Origin of the sequence: Bartonella sp. CL435QHHD, from assembly GCF_042195095.1 — a bacterium.
Taxonomy (GTDB): domain Bacteria; phylum Pseudomonadota; class Alphaproteobacteria; order Rhizobiales; family Rhizobiaceae; genus Bartonella.
In genome coordinates this window covers 25588-43554 of record NZ_JBHINS010000027.1, presented here as the reverse complement: position 1 = coordinate 43554, position 17967 = coordinate 25588, and the positions used below count along the sequence as shown (strand labels likewise).

Genomic DNA, 17967 nt, shown 5'->3' with positions numbered 1-17967 from the left:
GAATATATAACGAAAGCCAGTTTATCCTATAGAATAAAGTAGATATGAAGCAAAAATTTAGTCTCATTGAAAATATCCCGAATGACTATAAATTGTGTTCACTATTAGAGCTGTAGATAATTTTACTAAGAATAAAAAAGCAGAAATAATATGCAGTATGTAAAATGATTTTAAATACCCATAGAGAGTTCTAAATATATAGAATGCCTTCTATTTAACTTTTTTATATCAGAAATTACAAAACATGTAGATATATTTTTAGAAGAAAAGGATAATACTGGTCATAAAATTTGGTGTTAGATAATTCAGTCAGAACTATAAAGTATTTTATACATTATTTAATATTAATGTAGCTATATAGTATATAAATAATAATTTAAATATATCTATAAATAAACATATTGCTTTATTAAAATATAAGATCAAAAACAAAGAAAATAATTTTGATTTGGCGATAAAAATTGTAAAAATGTTATATATACATGTATTTTTACTTTACTAATTTTTATTATTTTGATTGGAATATTGAATGCTAACATGTAAACAGTATGAGCTACTCTTGTTTATTCATAACCATATAAAAGAAACTGGTGTTCCTCCTTCTTTTGAAGAAATGAAAAATGCATTAGAACTTTCTTCAAAGTCTGGTATTCATAAGCTCATTATAGCCTTAGAACAAAGAGGTTTTATACGTCGTTTGCCCAATCGTGCTCGTGCTGTGGAGGTAATTCGACTTCCTGAGAAAATAACATTTAACCTTTCTTTAGCACGTAAAATTTCTCCCAGTATAATAGAAAGAAATAAAAGGGAAATATCAAAAAGCTTGAGTCCCTTTGATGAAGAAGAAAAAAAAAATATCACCATTCCTATTATGGGACGTATTTCTGCAAGCGTACCCGCCTCTGCTATACTGCAGCAAATAAACAGCCTTTCTCTTCCACTCGATATGGTTAATACAGGTGAGCACTACGCATTAGAAGTTAAAGATGATTCTATGATGGAGGCTGGTATCTTTGATAAAGATACGATCATTGTGAAACGTCAAAATACAGCAATAACAGGTGAAATTATTGTTGCGTTTATTGATAAAAAAGAAGCAACATTAAAACGTTATCGACGCAAAGGAGCTTCTATTGCATTAGAAGCTGCAAATCCTCATTATGAAGTACGGACATACGAATCCGAGCGTGTAGAAATACAAGGCAAACTTACCGGACTTATTCGCAAATATTAAAAAATAAACCTTATAGTACGCGATATATATCGCAATAAGAAGCTGTTGAGTATTTTTTTATTGTGCCACACGCAATTGACTTCTTCTCCACAGCCAAAGGATGCCCCCAATTCGGTTTATAAACAATCCAGATCCTTATCGAGCGGATTTCACTTTCCCTTCCCTCCATGTTCTTCACTTATGCAAGGCTTGGCAAGTAAGCTTTAAAATATTCACCACGTACTTTGAAAAGAACTTGAATGCTTTTAAGAAAGCAGCCTTATATCCTCGTCCTCAATGATGGAATTTTACGATATAATAAGACAAAATTGTATGCATGCATAAAAACACATAAAATTTTGTAGAAAAAAATCAAATAACTTTGTAACAGACTGTATTGCATAGGTATAAAAATAAAGAACATTATTTTTAAGTTAATAAAAACGTAACTGAATCATTCATAGTAATTGTAGGATCATCATGGTAGCACCTCGTATTAGTTTTGTCTCCCTCGGATGCCCAAAAGCACTCGTAGATTCTGAGCGAATTATTACACGCCTTCGCTCTGAAGGGTATGAGATTTCACGTCAACATCAAGGAGCTGATGTCGTTATTGTGAATACCTGTGGTTTTCTTGACTCGGCAAGGAGAGAATCATTAGCCAATATTGATGAAGCTCTTAAAAAAAACGGAAAAGTTATTGTAACAGGGTGTCTTGGTGCTGATCCTGATGCTATTCGCCAAACATATCCTAATGTATTGGCTATTACAAAACCGCAAGCTTATGAAAGCGTTATAGAAGCTGTTCATACAGCAATTCCTCCTGTTCATGATCCTTTTCTTGATTTAGTTCCTCCCCAAGGTATTCGTTTAACACCTCGCCATTACGCCTACTTAAAGATTTCTGAAGGATGCTCTAACCAGTGTAGTTTTTGTATCATCCCTACTCTGCGTGGTGATCTCACTTCACGTCCCATCAGCGATGTTCTTCGTGAAGCTGAAAAACTCGTGCAAGCGGGTGTAAAAGAACTTTTGGTTATTTCACAAGATACGAGTGCTTATGGTGTTGATCTTAAATATCTCGAAAATTCTTGGAAAGATCGTACAATCAAAACGAAATTCTTTGATCTTTGTCGCGAACTAGGCGATATGGGTATTTGGATACGTATGCATTACGTTTATCCTTATCCCCATGTTGATGAAGTTATCGAACTTATGGCTGCAAAAAAAATTCTTCCTTATCTGGATATTCCTTTTCAGCATGCATCACCGGCTGTTTTGCGTCACATGAAGCGTCCCGCACTTATGGAAAAAACAAACCGTAGAATTGAAAAATGGCGGAAAATCTGTCCAGATCTTACTTTGCGATCAACATTTATTGTTGGTTTTCCTGGTGAAACGAATGAAGATTTTAATATACTTCTAGAATGGCTAGAAGAAGCAAAAATTGAACGCGCTGGGTGCTTTAAATATGAAGAAGTAAAAGGAGCTGCCGCAAATGATTTGGGATTAGAAAATATTCCTGAAGAGGTGAAAGAAAACCGCTGGCATCGTTTTATGGCAAAACAACAACAAATTTCTACATATCTTTTAAAGAAAAAAATTGGAAAAAGACTCCAAGTTCTTATTGATGAAAGTCAAGGAAAAGTTGCCAAAGGACGTAGTCAGTACGATGCGCCAGAAATAGATGGTGTTGTCCATATATCATCACGACGCCCACTGCGTGTTGGTGAATTTGTCACCGTTAAAATCGAACAATCGGATGCCTATGACCTTTATGGTATAGCCGTTTAAAAATTTAACTCCTTCTCTGTCCTCAATGATGAAGATTTCTATCAGCATTGGTTTATAAAAGGTCGGCTACTCACAATCGAACTTGATCACTTATGTAACTCACTTCATGAGAATTTACGAGCAATTCTTGCCCTGAGTGTTGCTATACACTCCCAAAATATCAAGCAGTTATATATTCTCTTAATTTAATGCCTTAAATGACGGTGACGGCGGCGCAACAGAATAAAATAAAATCCACAAGGTTCACCATTTTTAATTAACAAAAGAGAAAATCAACAACCGTACTATTTTCCTATTTTTGATATTGCGACAGTCATTGGTTAGTGAAAGGAAAATTTTTTCAAGAGAGTTTGATGCACACGAGAATTTCCTTTGTGATATGCAGGCAGATGTTTTTTATAGATGCAATATAAGAGAATTTGAAACAAAACAATCTGACGTATCTAAATTAAAAAAACAATAAATTATCATTATAAATAAGTATCTTATCTTAAACTCTTTGAACGTATTTTTTTTAAATATCTAATTATTATTAACACGTTTTAAAATCAAAGAATTTCTTATCAAGCAAATGACTTGGGCGTACATTTGTTAAAGCGCGAATCATCGTATCTTTACGTCCTGGCATTTGTCTTTCTATATTTTTCAGCATTTCTTTCATGGCATTACGTTGCAAACCATCTTGACTACCGCAAAGATTACAAGGAATAATCGGAAATTGCATTGCTTGAGAAAATTTTTCCATATCTTCCTCAGCAGCATAAACAAGAGGACGTAACACAAAAAGATCTCCTTCATCATTTTTAAGTTTTCCAGGCATGGCAGCTAATCGGCCACCGTGAAACAAATTCATAAAAAATGTTTCTAAAACATCATCACGATGATGACCTAAAACTAATGCAGAACATCCCTCTTCACGTGCAATACGATAGAGATTACCACGTCGTAATCGAGAACAAAGTGAACAATATGTCTGCGACTCTGCCAATTTATCTGTAACAATGGAATAAGTATCCTGATATTCAATACGATATGGAATTTTATAAGAACTTAAAAAGTCTGGAAGAATATGCTTAGGGAATCCTGGTTGCCCTTGATCAAGATTACAGGCAAGAATTTCAACGGATAAAAGACCTCGCCACTTTAAGTCTAAAAGAAGCGCTAATAAACCATAAGAGTCTTTTCCACCCGATAAAGCAACAAGCCATTTTTCTCCTGTAGAGAGCATAGAAAAATCATCCAAAGCTTGTCGCATATGACGTAAAAGTCGTTTGCGTAATTTATTAAATTTTACGCTTGAAGGAGCAACACGAAACATTGGATGACAATTATCTGCTTCGCTTATTAAAGGATCATCTCTCCCTTCGTTTTCTTCTATTACTTGATATTCAACTGGAACATCATTCATAATACCATATCCTGCACAATAAACAGCTCGTTTTGCAAAGATAAAAAAATATTAAAGCAAGCTTACATTTATGTTTTTTGAATTTATAAATTAGATACACAAAAAAGAAATGGAACTATACAAATTTATGACTATAAAACATAGCAATAAACTTAATATAGAACCATTTACAAAAAGAACTTATTAACTTCAAATATTGTAAGAATAACACAATATTTTGAAGTTATCATACTAGAAGAGAGAAACAATTTCTCTTACAGAAAAATTATCGAGAATAAAATTCAACAACCAAATTAGGTTCCATTTGCACAGCATAAGGAACATCTGCAAAAGCAGGAATACGCGTAAAGGTTGCTTTCATCTGTTTATGATCTGCTTCAATATAATCAGGGACATCACGTTCTGCCAATTGCACTGATTCTAACACTAAAACAAGTTGTTTCGATTTTTCCCGAACCTCAATAACATCACCTGGTTTACAACGATAAGATTGAATGTTTGTGCGCCGCCCATTGACATTAACATGACCGTGATTGATAAATTGGCGAGAAGCAAAAATCGTAGGTACGAATTTTGCACGATAAACAACAGCATCCAAACGTGATTCTAACAGACCGATAAGATTTTCGCCAGTATCGCCCCGTCGACGAGCTGCCTCTTCATAGGTTTTATGAAATTGTTTTTCTGAAATATCTCCATAAAACCCTTTCAATTTCTGTTTAGCGCGCAACTGCACCCCATAGTCAGAAAGTTTTCCTTTACGACGCTGTCCATGCTGACCTGGACCATAATCACGACGATTGACAGGAGATTTTGGACGCCCCCAAATATTTTCTCCCATACGACGGTCAATTTTATACTTTGTTGTTTCGCGTTTACTCATCGCATTTCCTTATAAAATAAAACACGAGATCTTAAGACCCCAAGGAAACGCGCCCTCCTCTGCCTTTAAATACTATAAAGACTGACAGAATACCTTAACATATCAATATGCAAAGTTATCCACGGGACACGTCAATTAATGCTATTTTCTTGAAAAAATAGCTAGATCATCATTATTGGTCTCGTAACCCAAAGTCAACTCCTTTCATGAGTTTTAAGCCAAATCCTTTAAACAAATTCTCCGTTAAAGAAGTGATATTTTTCGATGTCAACAACGCAAAATCTTGATATTTCTTTATATATTGATGGTGTATTTCTCCCGACAATGGTAATAAAGATCTGATATGTTTGGCGATCGCTTTCGCCGGATCAATCCACTCAACGGACCATAAAGCATGTTCACGAAAGAAATTAATCAAAAAAGGATAATGTGTGCAGGCTAAAACAATAACATCCGTATATTGTCCATTTTTTTCCACAAAACATGGCAGGATTTCTTTTCTTAACTCTTCTGAATCGATAGATTTTCCCCGTAAATAATCTTCAGCAAGTCCAGCCAGCTTTTTACTTCCCACAAGCTGAACATGACACTGTCCAGCAAAAGAGTTAATTAATTCATTTGTATAAGCACGTTTAACTGTTCCAGGAGTCGCTAATACGGAAATAAAACCAGATTTTGTTTGTTCTGCAGCTGATTTAATTGCAGGAACCGTTCCTACAAAAGGGACATGAGGAAAATTCTGTCGTAAATCTGCTATCATCAGTGTAGAAACAGTGTTGCAAGCAATCACACATAAAGCTGGATTGTAGCGTGTTAAAAGATTTGTAAAAATCTTCAAAATACGCTCTTTCAAAATATTTTCTTTCCAATTTCCATAAGGAAATCCTGCATCATCAGCAACATAGATAAATTGCATTTCAGGAATAAGAATACGCGCTTCCCTAAACACTGTTAAACCACCAATACCGCTATCAAAAAAAAGAACAGGTCGTTCATCCATTAGTTTTCACACTTATTTTTAATTTTTTTACGATCACGTTCTTCAGGTGCTCTACTCCCTCGTGGATATTGTGGCGAAAAATGATCCAAAGAAGATATAATGCCTCGCAATAAACGAACCTCAGGTTCACTAAAGTTAGCGCGCGTAAAAACAGAGCGCAAATTTGCAATCATTACTTCTTTGCGTTCTGGGGGTCTAAAATACCCACGGATATTCAAAGCCTCTTCTAACTGAGATAAAAAACCATGAAATATTGTTTTATTTGCAGGTTCCATCTCTGCGGCACGAAATGCCGTATCGCTGACATTCTCTAAACCAGTTTTCATCCATTCGTAAGACATTAAAAGAACCGCTTGCGCAATATTAAGTGACGCAAAAGCAGGATTAACTGGAAAAGTAATAATTTCATCAACAAGGCTGATTTCATCATTTTCTAGTCCCCATCTCTCTCTTCCAAAGACAATACCTGTCTTATGTCCGATACTTTCACGCTGACGTAATACGCTTGCTGCTTCGACAGCACTTTTTACAGTTTTAAATCCACATCTTTCACGTGCTGTTGTGGCAAAAACATAGTGTAAATCTGCAATTGAATCACGCAATGTGTTAAAAATCACAGCATTGTTAATGACATGATCAGCTTTACTTGCAGCAGCTCTAGCTTTTTCATTTGGAAACATTTCTCGAGGATTGACTAATCGAAGCTTAGAAAGCCCAAAATTTGCCATTGCCCTTGCGACCATACCAATGTTTTCAGGAAGCTGCGGTTCAACTAAAATAATAATGGGACCATTTGTTAAATTTTCACGATTCTTATTCGTTCCTGCCATCAATCTTACCTAGTTTCACTTAAACTATCTCCCTCTCCACTATTTTTTACGAAACCTTTTTCACAATACTCTAATGCTGTTTAATAATAAATTATAGACAATGTTATCTTTTCATTCAAAGATAATAGTTTCTAAACCTAATAATAAATTTTAAAAGCCATTAAAGTGAACGATATCGTAGCGTTTTTTACATCAATTTTATCTACTTTTAATAGGAAACAGCCCCTGCAAATCATAATCTCAGTTGAATTATGAAATCATAAATCCTAAAAAGGGATATGCACTTTATTCCCAAACTTTTTCCTGCAAAGCTTATCCGTCGTTATAAACGTTTCCTTGCAGATGTTCAACAAGATGATCAGCATGTCCTCACCGTGTCTGTACCTAATACAGGATCAATGCTTGGATTAACAGCTTTCAACTCCAATATTTGGCTTTCTTATCATAACGACATCAAACGAAAATATGCCTATCAATTAGAAATTATTGAAGCCGATAATACTTTGGTTGGCATTAATACTTCTTTACCCAATAAGCTTGCGTTAGAGGCAATTCAAAACGGATTACTACCAGAATTAAGTGGATATAAAACAATTTTAAAAGAACAACGCTATGGGACACAATCACGAATTGACTTTCTTTTACAAGATGACATTCTTCCTGATTGTTACCTAGAAGTCAAAAATGTTCATTTTATTCGTCAGAAAGGATTAGCAGAATTTCCTGATAGCGAAACAAAACGTGGTGCACGTCACCTTGATGAGCTCATAGAAGTTGTACAACAAGGAAAACGAGCTGCTATGCTTTATATTATTCAACGAGAAGATTGCACAGCTTTTACAATTTGTCATGATCTTGATCCACTCTATGGACGTAAGTTTGATTTAGCATTAAAATCAGGGGTAGAATGTTATGCTGTAAAGTGTCATGTAAGTGTAGAAGGCATTTTTCCGATTCAGAGAGTAAAAATAGAAAATAGAAGAAACAATGACTGAGTATATCGAATATAATAAAATCCCTTTAAAATTTAATGGAAAAATCCGCATTTTCGATGATTATGCTTTTGCTAAAATGCGTGAAGTTGGTCGTATTGCTGCAGAATGCCTTGATGCGCTTACGGATATTATTAAGCCGGGCATTACTACGCAAGAAATTGATGATTTTGTATTCGTTTTTGGAGCTAAGCGAGGAGCACTTCCTGCTGATCTAAATTATCATGGATACAGCCATTCATGCTGTACATCTATCAATCACGTTGTCTGCCATGGCATTCCCAATAAAAGACCTTTGCAAGAAGGTGATATTGTAAATGTTGATGTAACCTTTATCCTTGATGGTTGGCATGGGGATTCAAGCCGAATGTATCCTGTTGGAAAAATTAGGCGTGCAGCAGAACGCTTGCTAAAAATAACCTATGAAAGTCTTATGAGAGGAATCGCTGTCGTTAAGCCTGGAGCAACGACAGGTGATATCGGGGCAGCCATTCAACAGTATGCAGAATCCGAACGCTGTTCAATTGTGAGAGACTTTTGCGGACATGGTATCGGCCAGCTTTTTCATGATGCTCCCAATATCCTCCATTATGGAAACCCTGGAGAAGGAGTCGAATTAAAACAAGGTATGATGTTTACAATTGAGCCTATGATTAACCTTGGTAAACCACAAGTTAAGATTTTATCTGACGGTTGGACTGCTGTTACCCGTGACCGTTCTCTGACAGCACAATATGAACATACAATTGGTGTGACAAATGAAGGATATGAAATATTTACGCAATCTCCTAAAAATATTTTTTATATTCCAAATTCGCATACCTAACGCAACGTAGAGATGTTATGGCTAAAAAATTAAATCAAAAGGAAGGTACTCAAAGTAATCACTTTGCATTAACATCGAGTTCTCCACTCACCCCAGTATCAGAAAGAAAAAGTGAAGAGCCTCAGAAAAACGCACAGCTTCATAAACATTATCAAGGACATCGTGAACGTCTTCGGAAGCGCTATTTAAAGTCAAAAGGAAATGCAATTGAAGATTATGAGTATCTTGAATTATTGCTTTTTCGTACAATACCCCGTGCAAACACAAAACCCATAGCTAAAAATTTGATAGCGCGTTTTGGTTCATTAGCTGATGTGTTGGGAGCGGATATTCACCGACTTCAAGAAATTCCAGGATGTGGTCCCGCCACTGCAATTGATTTAAAAATTATTTCAGATGTTGCTGGACGTCTTGCTCGTGCGCAATTGTTTAAACGCGATATTTTTTCATCATGGGATAAAGTTTTAGCTTATTGTAAAGCTGTTATGGCTCACGAAACACGTGAACAATTTCGTATTTTGTTTCTTGATAAGAAAAACGGCTTGCTTGCTGATGAGGTGCAACAAACTGGAACCATTGATCATACCCCTGTTTATCCTCGTGAAGTTATTTCTCGCGCTTTAGAGTTATCCGCCTCAGGACTTATCTTAGTCCACAATCACCCTTCTGGCGATTCGACCCCCTCTGATGCAGATATAACAATGACATATAGATTAAAAGATGCAGCAAATGCATTAGGCATTATTATCCATGACCATCTTATTATTGCACGAAATAACCATACGAGCTTTAAAGCGTTAAAACTTATATAAATCTTATGGGATAAAAAAGACTTCATTCAACTATGAATAACGAATCAATTTTCTAAATCAATATCTAATATAGCCATTGAGAAATTATAGGAGAGCTCTTCTTCATCTTCATCTCGATAGATAATGCCTAAAAACTCATCTCCCATATAAACCTCACAAGAATCACTCTTTTTAGGCCGTGCTCTGACTTGCAATGCTGAGTTTTGGAATATATTTTTAAAATAATTATCAAGTTTTTTTATTTCATCAGCATTCACTATGCTCTCCTGTTTTTTGAAACGATTAAAATAATTGCGTGTCGCGCAAATAAGACACTCTTATGATTCTGTAAAGTCAGTAAAAAAGCATAATCTGAATATTTACTTAATGTTACATATATTTACAACGTTCTTTATAAATTCATAAAGAACGTTTACAAAAAGAGTCTATCATTATTAAATATACCCGTATAGATTAAAAAATGGCAAAAAAACTGTATATTTTTAATAATTTTACTTTATCTCCAATTTTAGCATCTGTATTTAGAATGCATATTCGTAAGAATAAATTGATCAATAATTTATAATTTTGTTCCTTTTATAAAAAATATAAATAACAATATTTTTTTATTTAAAACTACATTTTTTAGCAAAAAATATTTATTACATCATTCAAAAATAATTCTTTTTAATAACTTTTAAAGTATAATTATCTAATCTTAGAAGAGTTACATCTCTGAAAAATATACAAAATAAGCTAATAAGAGTTTATTTTTCTTTTCATTCTTTATAAAAACTTATGTCACAAAAGAAAGATTTTTAAATAAGCTTTTTTAATTTATACGAGATAAAAATATTGGGTATTTCTGTAAATTCTAAAAGCTATGAAGAATTCTTATTTTATAGGATAACGAGAAAGAAAATCGATAACACCTTTTTTATAAACTTTATCGCCTACAGCAAGCATATGATCTCGATCAGGAATTGATATAGCTTCACCACAAGGCAACAAGGCTGCCAATGGCTCTGCAGCACCGCCAATTTCATCTAATGAACCAACAGCAACAAGTGCTGGTTGTTTGATTTTGTAAACTTCAGACGCCGTTAACTCCTGTTTTGATGTAATGATACAAGCAGCAAGAGCACGTCTATCGCTTTTCGTTTGATCTGCAAATTTACGGAACATTAAACCGCGTGCATTGGTAATGGTGGAAATATCTTCTGCTAAAAGGGCCTCAGCAACGGGCTCCCAATTTCCTGCTCCCGTCACCATACCAATACCTAAACCACCAAAAATAACACTGTGTACATATGTTGGATGCAAAAGAGCCATAAAAGCACTAATACGAGCCCCCATAGAATATCCCATAACATGAGCTTTAGATAACTCTAAATGCTGTAGTAACTTTACAGCGTCGCCAGCCATAGCTTGAGGTGTATAAAAGACAGGATCATAACTTTTAACTGAATCTCCGTGACCGCGATTATCAAGAGCAATAACACGATATCCTGCTTCAGTGAGAATACGAAACCAACCCGTTGCATACCAATTCACCCGTGCAGAAGATCCAAAACCATGGATCAACAAAATAGGCGCGCCCTGCCCTTCTTCTCGATAAGCAAATCGCAAACCATTATATTCAAAAAAACGAATATCTTCAGCGGTCATTTTTTATTGCACTTTCCACAAAGCACAGGATGAATAACACGTTGCCCTTTTTGTATCTTTTTTTCAGAAATTTCACCAGCGTTAATCTCAAGTGCAAAAGCTGCAGGAACTTCTGATGAAATGGTCTTTGTTGAAAATGGAGAAGTATTTTCAACAATCGATACAATAATTCCCTCAGAGTTTAAAAAAATCATATCTAAAGGTAAAGGGGTATTTGCCATCCACATAAAAATTTTCTGCTCATCTCCCGATTGAGAACTTTTTAGCTGCTTAAAGAGCATTGCACGATCGCGTGGAAAATCAGTTCGATACATTAAACCAGCTGCTGCTTGAGATGGCGTAAAAGCAATCTCTACCTTATAAAAAACCGGACCTTGCTTTGTATGTATTTCTAAAGGAATCGGATGCACAGGAATCTCTATGGGCTCCTTTGCTACAACAACACGCATATCTAGCATAAAAAGCATCACCAATAAAACAATATGCCCCTTTTTAAAAGGCTTTAACATTCTTGTCTCCACCACAGAAAAATTTTAAATTTTGTTTATAAAATAAAAAGTACCAGAGTTTAAAAGTCAAAAAACAAGAGAATTGCTTCCTTGTTATTTTCTAGTTTCTTTCAACGTAATATGCACAATTTCCTTCATTTGGTTTATAGATTCACGAGAGCTATATTTTCTTTAAAAATCTACTTCTATAGCAATTTATGAAACAATCACCTTTAAAAATACAGAAAACATACTGATTTCACTCGTGAAATTTAATGCGTAGCTAAAGGAATGCCTATATCCGGATAAATCTCTGCTGTCATTAAACCTTTTTCTCCTTTACCAAAACGTACAAGAACAACTTGACCGGAACGAAGCTCTGCTAAACCAAAACGGCGCAATGTTTCCATATGAATAAAAATATCTTCCGTTCCTTGCCCACGGCTAAGAAAACCGTATCCTTTGTCACGATTAAACCATTTAACAATTGCTCGTTCTAGTCCACTTTCTGGAGTAACAACAACATGGGTACGGGCTGGAACTTCTGATGGATGAATTGCTGAAGAACAATCTATGGATTTCACCTGAACGCACTTTAATCCTCGTTCAGTTTTTTCCACAGCACAAATGACTTTAGCTCCCTCCAAAGCTGTTTGAAAACCATCCCTTCGCATTACTGTAACATGCAATAATATATCGGGGAAATGAGGTAAATCAGGTACAATAAATCCATACCCCTTACTACCATCAAACCACTTAATGACACCACTGATTTCGATAATCTCCCCACAAGCACCTATACTATCCTCAGATGGGGAACAATCCTTTAATGCATCCTTACTCGTCATAATAACGTGATCCTGTAGCTTATAAATTGTACGATATTGATTCTCTAGGTTTAAGTAAACATTGCTCTTGTATCAACACGCAAGCCCCAAGATAAGATTTCCCCACATTGTCGTATCTTCTATGTTAATGTCAGAGAATATCAACATGAATATTTATAAAACTATTTGATTGTACACTTTACATACCTTACAAGAAGTGCCCTACAAAAGAGGTCATATAAAAGTTTTTTTACATAATGATATTTTGATTAATGTGTAACTTGCATGATGAAGAAGTTCAATATAAGGTGAAAAAACGACAATTCAATTAAGGAAAATGCGCAATGCAATTGAAGAAAATCCTTACGATAATCGCAGCATTTATGGCATTTACAGCAAATGTTTATGCGAGTGAACCTATTAAGATTGGTGTTTATCTTCCATTAAGTGGTCAAAATGCATTTGGAGGTCAGCTTGAAATTAGAGGTATAGAATTAGCCCATAAAAAAGTTCCAGAAATTTTAGGACGTAAAGTAGAACTTGTTATTATTGATAATAAGTCTGATAAAGTAGAAGCGGCTAATGCTGTCATGCGTTTAACAGCAAGTGAAAAAGTGAGTGGAATCATTGGTAGCTATGGTTCTTCGCTCTCGTTAGCAGGTGGTGAAATATCTGAAAAGGCAAAGACTCCAACCATTGCAACGTCCTCAACAAGTCCCCTTGTTACACAGGGTAAAAAATATTACTTTCGTGCTTGCTTTATTGATTCCTATCAAGGAGTAGGAATCGCAACTTATGTAAGCCAAACTTTACATGCAAAAAAGGCTGCTATCCTTAAAGATATTTCAAGCGATTATGCTATTGGTCTTGCAAGTTATTTTACGCGTGCTTTCAAAAAATTAGGTGGTGAAGTTATCTCAAATTTAAATTATAATTCTGGAGATCAGGACTTTTCAGCTGTTCTCACGCAAATTATCGCCCAGAAACCTGATATCTTATTCATTCCATCTTACTTTTCTGAAGGTGCTATCATCATGAAACAAGCACGAGAATTAGGGGCTAAGTTTCAAATTATGGGTGGAGATGCTATGGATAATCCAGAAACCATTACGATTGCAGGAAAAGCTGCAGAAGGTTTCTTACATACGACACTTCCCTATAGTGAGGATATGCCAAATATGTCAGTAGCTGCGCAAGAATTCACAAAAGAATGGAAAAAAGCTTACCCTGACAAAGAACCAAATATCAATTCTGTTTTGGGATACACGAGTTATATGATGTTCATGAAGGCTATTGAAAATGCTGGTAGCACTGATCGTGAAAAAATTACTATCGCACTTAGCCAATTAAAAGATTTTCCTACCCCCTTTGGGGATATGTCAATGGATGAAAATCATAATCCTAAAATTCCTATTGGTATCATTAAAATACAGGATGGAAAACGTGTTTATTTAGAAGAAGTTAAACCTGCTTTTTAATTAAAAAGTTGTACTTATTAAAATGCAAGAATTGGTTGAGGATCTTTTTCTCAACCAAAAACTTAGAAATTTCTTATTGTCCTATGTAAATTAACAAATGTGGAAGGATGAGAGATGAGCACTGAAATGTTCATCCAGTACTTTTTTAATGCACTGGCATTGGGATCTCTTTATGGGCTTATTGCTATTGGCTACACCATGGTCTACGGTATACTGAGACTCATTAATTTTGCTCACGGTGATATCTTTATGCTGGGAGCATATTTTGTTTTCTTTTCCACAATTGGCTTTATGCCTGCTTGGGCAGCTTTTCTTCTTTTGTTCCTTGCTGCTCTTGTTTATTATTCGGTCTTTATAGGCTTTAAAAGGCGTCCTCCAATTTATTGGATTGCTACTTTTTTAATTCTTGCGCTAGGATTTGTTTATTATTTTAAAATTTCCCCACAAGATTTTACACCGATTTGGGTTTTAGCTCTTTGTTTTTCCATTTTTATTACAAGTGCTGTGGGTGTTGCTGTTGATCAATTTGCTTATAAACCTCTACGCCATGCTCCGCGCATTTCGGCACTTATCGGTGCAATCGGTGTTTCTTTTTTTATTGAAAATCTTGCTACTGTACTCTTTAGTGGTGTTCCGAAAGGTGTACAACAGCCAGATTTTCTTGTAACACCATTTTTATGGCATCTAGGATCAGGAGCAGATGGTATCATCAGAATTGCTCCCATGTCTTTGATCGTTCCCTTTGTGTCATTAATTCTTATTTTATTACTATTATGGATTATCCATAAAACAAAACCGGGTCTTGCTATGCGCGCAATCTCCCATGATATTGAAACAACACGTTTGATGGGTGTATCTGTCAATAAAGTTATTGCGTTTACATTTGGAATAGGCTCAGCTCTTGCCGCCATAGCAGGCATTATGTGGTCTTTACGTTATCCTCAAATTCAGCCTTATATGGGTGTTCTTCCTGGTCTCAAAGCATTTATCGCTGCTGTTATCGGAGGTATTGGTTCGATACCAGGTGCAATGTTGGGAGGATTGTTATTAGGGTTTATTGAAATTATGATTATCGCATTTTTTCCCGCGCTATCTGGATATCGAGATGCCTTCGCTTTCATTTTATTGATTCTGATTTTATTGATATTGCCCACAGGATTAATGGGTAAAAGAAGTCAGGAGAAAATCTAATGGCGAAGTCAGCGACAACTGTTTTATCGTGTATAAGTATTTTCGTTTTTATAGGTTTTTTATTTTATGCTGATAGCCATTTTAATGACTATACGCTTCGTATCATAAATCTGATTGCTATTAATGCGATATTGGCAATTTCGCTTAATTTGATTTACGGTTTCACAGGTATGTTTTCTCTTGGACATGCTGGATTTATGGCTATTGGTGCTTATGTTTGCGCAATTTTACTTCTTTCCCCTGAACAAAAAGAAATGATGTGGATTCTTGATCCTATTGCTGAACCATTATACCATTTACAGTTACCTTTTTTTATAGCTGTTGTTATAAGTGGTTTGTGTGCTGCAGTTGTAGGTTTATTAATTGCTTTACCAATATTGCGTCTTGGTGGTGATTATCTTGGAATTGCAACATTAGGTTTTGCAGAAATTATTCGCATTGTCATTACGAACGCAACATCGCTCACAAATGGCTCTTTGGGAATCAAAGGAATACCTCAAAATGCAACATTATGGTGGAACTACGGTTGGCTAGCATTTACTGTTCTCTTTATTGTCCTCTTACTGCAAAGCAATACTGGTAACGTATTACGTGCTATCCGTGATGATGAAATAGCTGCGAAAACTATGGGAATTAACGCTTTTTTCTACCGTAGTTTTTCTTTTACTGTTGGAGCGTTTTTTGCAGGTATAGGTGGCGCATTAATGGCGGCTCTTATTTCAACCATTGATCCAAAAATGTTTAATTTTCTTTTGACTTTTAATATTTTGATGATTGTTGTTGCTGGTGGTCTCGGTTCAATTACAGGGAGCATTATTGGCAGCATTATTATTACAGTAATGCTTGAATGGCTTCGTATTATTGAAAGTCCATTTGACTTAGGTTTTATACATATTCCAGAAACCCCAGGACTTCGTATGGTTGTTTTTTCTCTTTTATTGCTGGTAATTATCTTGTTTTGGAGAAAAGGGTTAATGGGACAACGAGAATTCTCATGGAATGGAATTTATAGCTTTTTGACACGCAAAAAGCTTTCTAATACTGAGGGAAAGCTATGAACGACAACATCCTTTCACTCAATAATATTGTAATGCGTTTTGGCGGATTAGTTGCTGTAAATAATGTTAATATGGCAATTAAACGAGGAAGTATTACTGGGTTAATTGGTCCCAATGGTGCTGGAAAAACAACAGTTTTCAATATGATTTCTGGATTTTATGCTCCTACAAGCGGCATCATTCTTTTTGATGAGAAAAAAATTTCTGGAGCGTCTCCTTATATTATCTGTAGAAGCCATATTGCCAGAACATTTCAAAATATTCGTCTTTTTTCAGGGTTAACGGTTTTGCAGAATGTTATGGTAGGAGCGCATGTTCGACAAAAATATCCTTGGTTTTCTTCAGCTCTATTTTTTTCAAAAGCAATGAAAGAAAAGAAGGAAGTTTATAAAAATTCCTTGGAGCTCCTTGAACAGCTACAACTTGATCACCTTGCCAATCAATCGGCAACAGCTTTACCTTATGGTGTGCAACGACGTCTAGAAATTGCACGCGCGTTAGCCACAAAGCCCAAATTGCTTCTTCTTGATGAACCTGTTGCTGGCATGAATCCACAAGAAAGTGAAGATCTTAGAAAATTCATCGCAAAAGTGCAAAAAGACTTTGATCTTACAATTCTTCTTATTGAGCACGATATGAAAGTGGTTATGGGGCTTTGCCAACATATTTTGGTTATGGAATATGGCTGTTGCATTGCCAATGGTACACCAGATGAAATTCGTAATAACCCTAAAGTTATTGAAGCTTATCTTGGCGGAGATGTTTATGGATATTCTTAAAATAAAAAATCTTTACGTTCATTATGGCGCCATTAAAGCTGTCCAAAATCTTTCTATGTCCATAAAGCGGGGCAGTATTGTCACTTTAATTGGAGCCAATGGTGCAGGAAAAAGCAGTATTGTACGTTCTATTACAGGACTTAATCGCTCTGTTTATGGAGAAATTACCTATAATGGCAAATCTATTATTAAAAAATCACCAGAAGAGATTTTGCGATTAGGGATTGCTCTAAGTCCTGAAGGACGACGTATCATGCCCCATCTCACTGTTTTAGAGAATCTTCATCTAGGTGCTTATATTCGTCACGATAAGCAGGGAATTTCCCGTGATATTGAATGGATATTTGACCTTTTTCCGCGCCTACGTGAAAGAGCAAAACAGTTGGGAGGAACAATGTCAGGTGGTGAACAACAGATGGTTGCTGTGGGCCGTGCACTCATGAGCAATCCTGATATGGTCATATTAGATGAACCCTCGTTGGGGTTAGCGCCACTTCTCGTTCGAGAAATTTTTTCTATTATTCGAAAAATTAATGATATGGGAAAAACTGTTCTTCTTATTGAACAAAATGCATTTGCGGCACTTTCCATAGCTGACTATGCTTATATTTTAGAGGTAGGACATATTTTATTTCACGGTGAAGGAAAAACTATGCTCTCTGATTCGCGTGTTAAAGAAGCCTATCTTGGTGGATAAAGACTACGAATTAAGGAAATAGAGCTCATTCCCTCCACCTTCTA

Annotated in this window: 17 protein-coding genes and 1 pseudogene; 10 read left to right on the top strand and 8 right to left on the bottom strand. The window is 35.5% G+C overall.

The features are described 5' to 3' along the window. Positions 1–529: 529 nt before the first annotated feature. A complete protein-coding gene (gene lexA / locus ACFILH_RS01145) occupies positions 530–1234 on the top strand; it encodes a transcriptional repressor LexA (RefSeq protein WP_273791042.1) in 705 nt (234 codons plus the stop codon). Between the two features lie 459 nt (positions 1235–1693). After that, a complete protein-coding gene (gene rimO / locus ACFILH_RS01140; RefSeq protein WP_375667247.1) occupies positions 1694–3007 on the top strand; it encodes a 30S ribosomal protein S12 methylthiotransferase RimO in 1314 nt (437 codons plus the stop codon). A gap of 532 nt (positions 3008–3539) precedes the next feature. On the opposite strand, the gene ttcA is transcribed toward rimO, so the two are convergent. The 4 genes and pseudogenes from ttcA to ACFILH_RS01120 form a co-directional block, all read right to left on the bottom strand. Then, positions 3540–4415, bottom strand: coding sequence for a tRNA 2-thiocytidine(32) synthetase TtcA (gene ttcA, locus ACFILH_RS01135; protein WP_375667246.1), 876 nt, complete (start codon positions 4413–4415; stop codon positions 3540–3542). Between the two features lie 265 nt (positions 4416–4680). Next, complete coding sequence (gene rpsD / locus ACFILH_RS01130) at positions 4681–5298, bottom strand: 30S ribosomal protein S4 (protein WP_273722651.1); 618 nt, start codon at positions 5296–5298, stop codon at positions 4681–4683. Positions 5299–5470: 172 nt separating this feature from the next. After that, the gene (gene murI / locus ACFILH_RS01125; protein ID WP_273791039.1) at positions 5471–6298 is read right to left on the bottom strand and encodes a glutamate racemase; all 828 of its coding nucleotides are present in this window, start codon (positions 6296–6298) and stop codon (positions 5471–5473) included. Beyond that, positions 6291–7128, bottom strand: a pseudogene (locus tag ACFILH_RS01120) (RNA methyltransferase). Before ACFILH_RS01120 ends, murI begins: the two are co-directional and overlap by 8 nt. Positions 7129–7406: 278 nt before the next feature. On the opposite strand from ACFILH_RS01120, the gene sfsA reads away from it, so the two are divergent. Genes sfsA through radC form a run of 3 tightly spaced genes read left to right on the top strand, consistent with a single transcriptional unit; the run spans position 7407 to position 9758 of the window. Then, positions 7407–8123, top strand: coding sequence for a DNA/RNA nuclease SfsA (sfsA, locus tag ACFILH_RS01115; protein WP_375643423.1), 717 nt, complete (start codon positions 7407–7409; stop codon positions 8121–8123). Further along, entirely contained in the window at positions 8116–8946 is an 831-nt protein-coding gene (gene map, locus ACFILH_RS01110; RefSeq protein WP_375643422.1) for a type I methionyl aminopeptidase, read from the top strand. Before sfsA ends, map begins: the two co-directional genes overlap by 8 nt. Before the next feature lie 17 nt (positions 8947–8963). Beyond that, on the top strand, positions 8964–9758 hold the full coding sequence (gene radC / locus ACFILH_RS01105; protein WP_273791035.1) for a DNA repair protein RadC: 795 nt from the start codon (positions 8964–8966) through the stop codon (positions 9756–9758). Between the two features lie 44 nt (positions 9759–9802). Here radC and ACFILH_RS01100 read toward each other — a convergent pair whose 3' ends face one another. The 4 genes from ACFILH_RS01100 to ACFILH_RS01085 all read right to left on the bottom strand — a co-directional run bounded on the left by ACFILH_RS01100 (position 9803) and on the right by ACFILH_RS01085 (position 12741). Next, complete coding sequence (locus ACFILH_RS01100; RefSeq protein ID WP_375643421.1) at positions 9803–10015, bottom strand: DUF3126 family protein; 213 nt, start codon at positions 10013–10015, stop codon at positions 9803–9805. Between the two features lie 616 nt (positions 10016–10631). Then, a complete protein-coding gene (locus tag ACFILH_RS01095; RefSeq protein WP_273791033.1) occupies positions 10632–11405 on the bottom strand; it encodes an alpha/beta fold hydrolase in 774 nt (257 codons plus the stop codon). Beyond that, on the bottom strand, positions 11402–11914 hold the full coding sequence (locus ACFILH_RS01090) for a DUF192 domain-containing protein (RefSeq protein WP_273791032.1): 513 nt from the start codon (positions 11912–11914) through the stop codon (positions 11402–11404). The genes ACFILH_RS01095 and ACFILH_RS01090 overlap by 4 nt, the downstream gene beginning before the upstream one ends. Before the next feature lie 251 nt (positions 11915–12165). Further along, on the bottom strand, positions 12166–12741 hold the full coding sequence (locus ACFILH_RS01085) for a cold-shock protein (RefSeq protein ID WP_273791031.1): 576 nt from the start codon (positions 12739–12741) through the stop codon (positions 12166–12168). A gap of 323 nt (positions 12742–13064) precedes the next feature. Between ACFILH_RS01085 and ACFILH_RS01080 the strand changes: the two genes are divergently transcribed. The 5 genes from ACFILH_RS01080 (at position 13065) to ACFILH_RS01060 (ending at position 17923) form a co-directional block, all read left to right on the top strand. Then, positions 13065–14198, top strand: a complete 1134-nt coding sequence (locus tag ACFILH_RS01080) for an ABC transporter substrate-binding protein (protein WP_273791030.1) — start codon at positions 13065–13067, stop codon at positions 14196–14198. Positions 14199–14312: 114 nt separating this feature from the next. Further along, positions 14313–15389: a branched-chain amino acid ABC transporter permease gene (locus ACFILH_RS01075; protein WP_273791029.1), complete on the top strand. Its 1077-nt coding sequence runs from the start codon at positions 14313–14315 to the stop codon at positions 15387–15389. Then, positions 15389–16447, top strand: a complete 1059-nt coding sequence (locus ACFILH_RS01070) for a branched-chain amino acid ABC transporter permease (protein WP_375657787.1) — start codon at positions 15389–15391, stop codon at positions 16445–16447. Before ACFILH_RS01075 ends, ACFILH_RS01070 begins: the two co-directional genes overlap by 1 nt. After that, on the top strand, positions 16444–17226 hold the full coding sequence (locus ACFILH_RS01065; RefSeq protein ID WP_273791027.1) for an ABC transporter ATP-binding protein: 783 nt from the start codon (positions 16444–16446) through the stop codon (positions 17224–17226). Before ACFILH_RS01070 ends, ACFILH_RS01065 begins: the two co-directional genes overlap by 4 nt. Next, positions 17213–17923, top strand: a complete 711-nt coding sequence (locus tag ACFILH_RS01060) for an ABC transporter ATP-binding protein (RefSeq protein ID WP_273791026.1) — start codon at positions 17213–17215, stop codon at positions 17921–17923. The genes ACFILH_RS01065 and ACFILH_RS01060 overlap by 14 nt, the downstream gene beginning before the upstream one ends. The last annotated feature ends 44 nt before the right edge of the window (positions 17924–17967 follow it).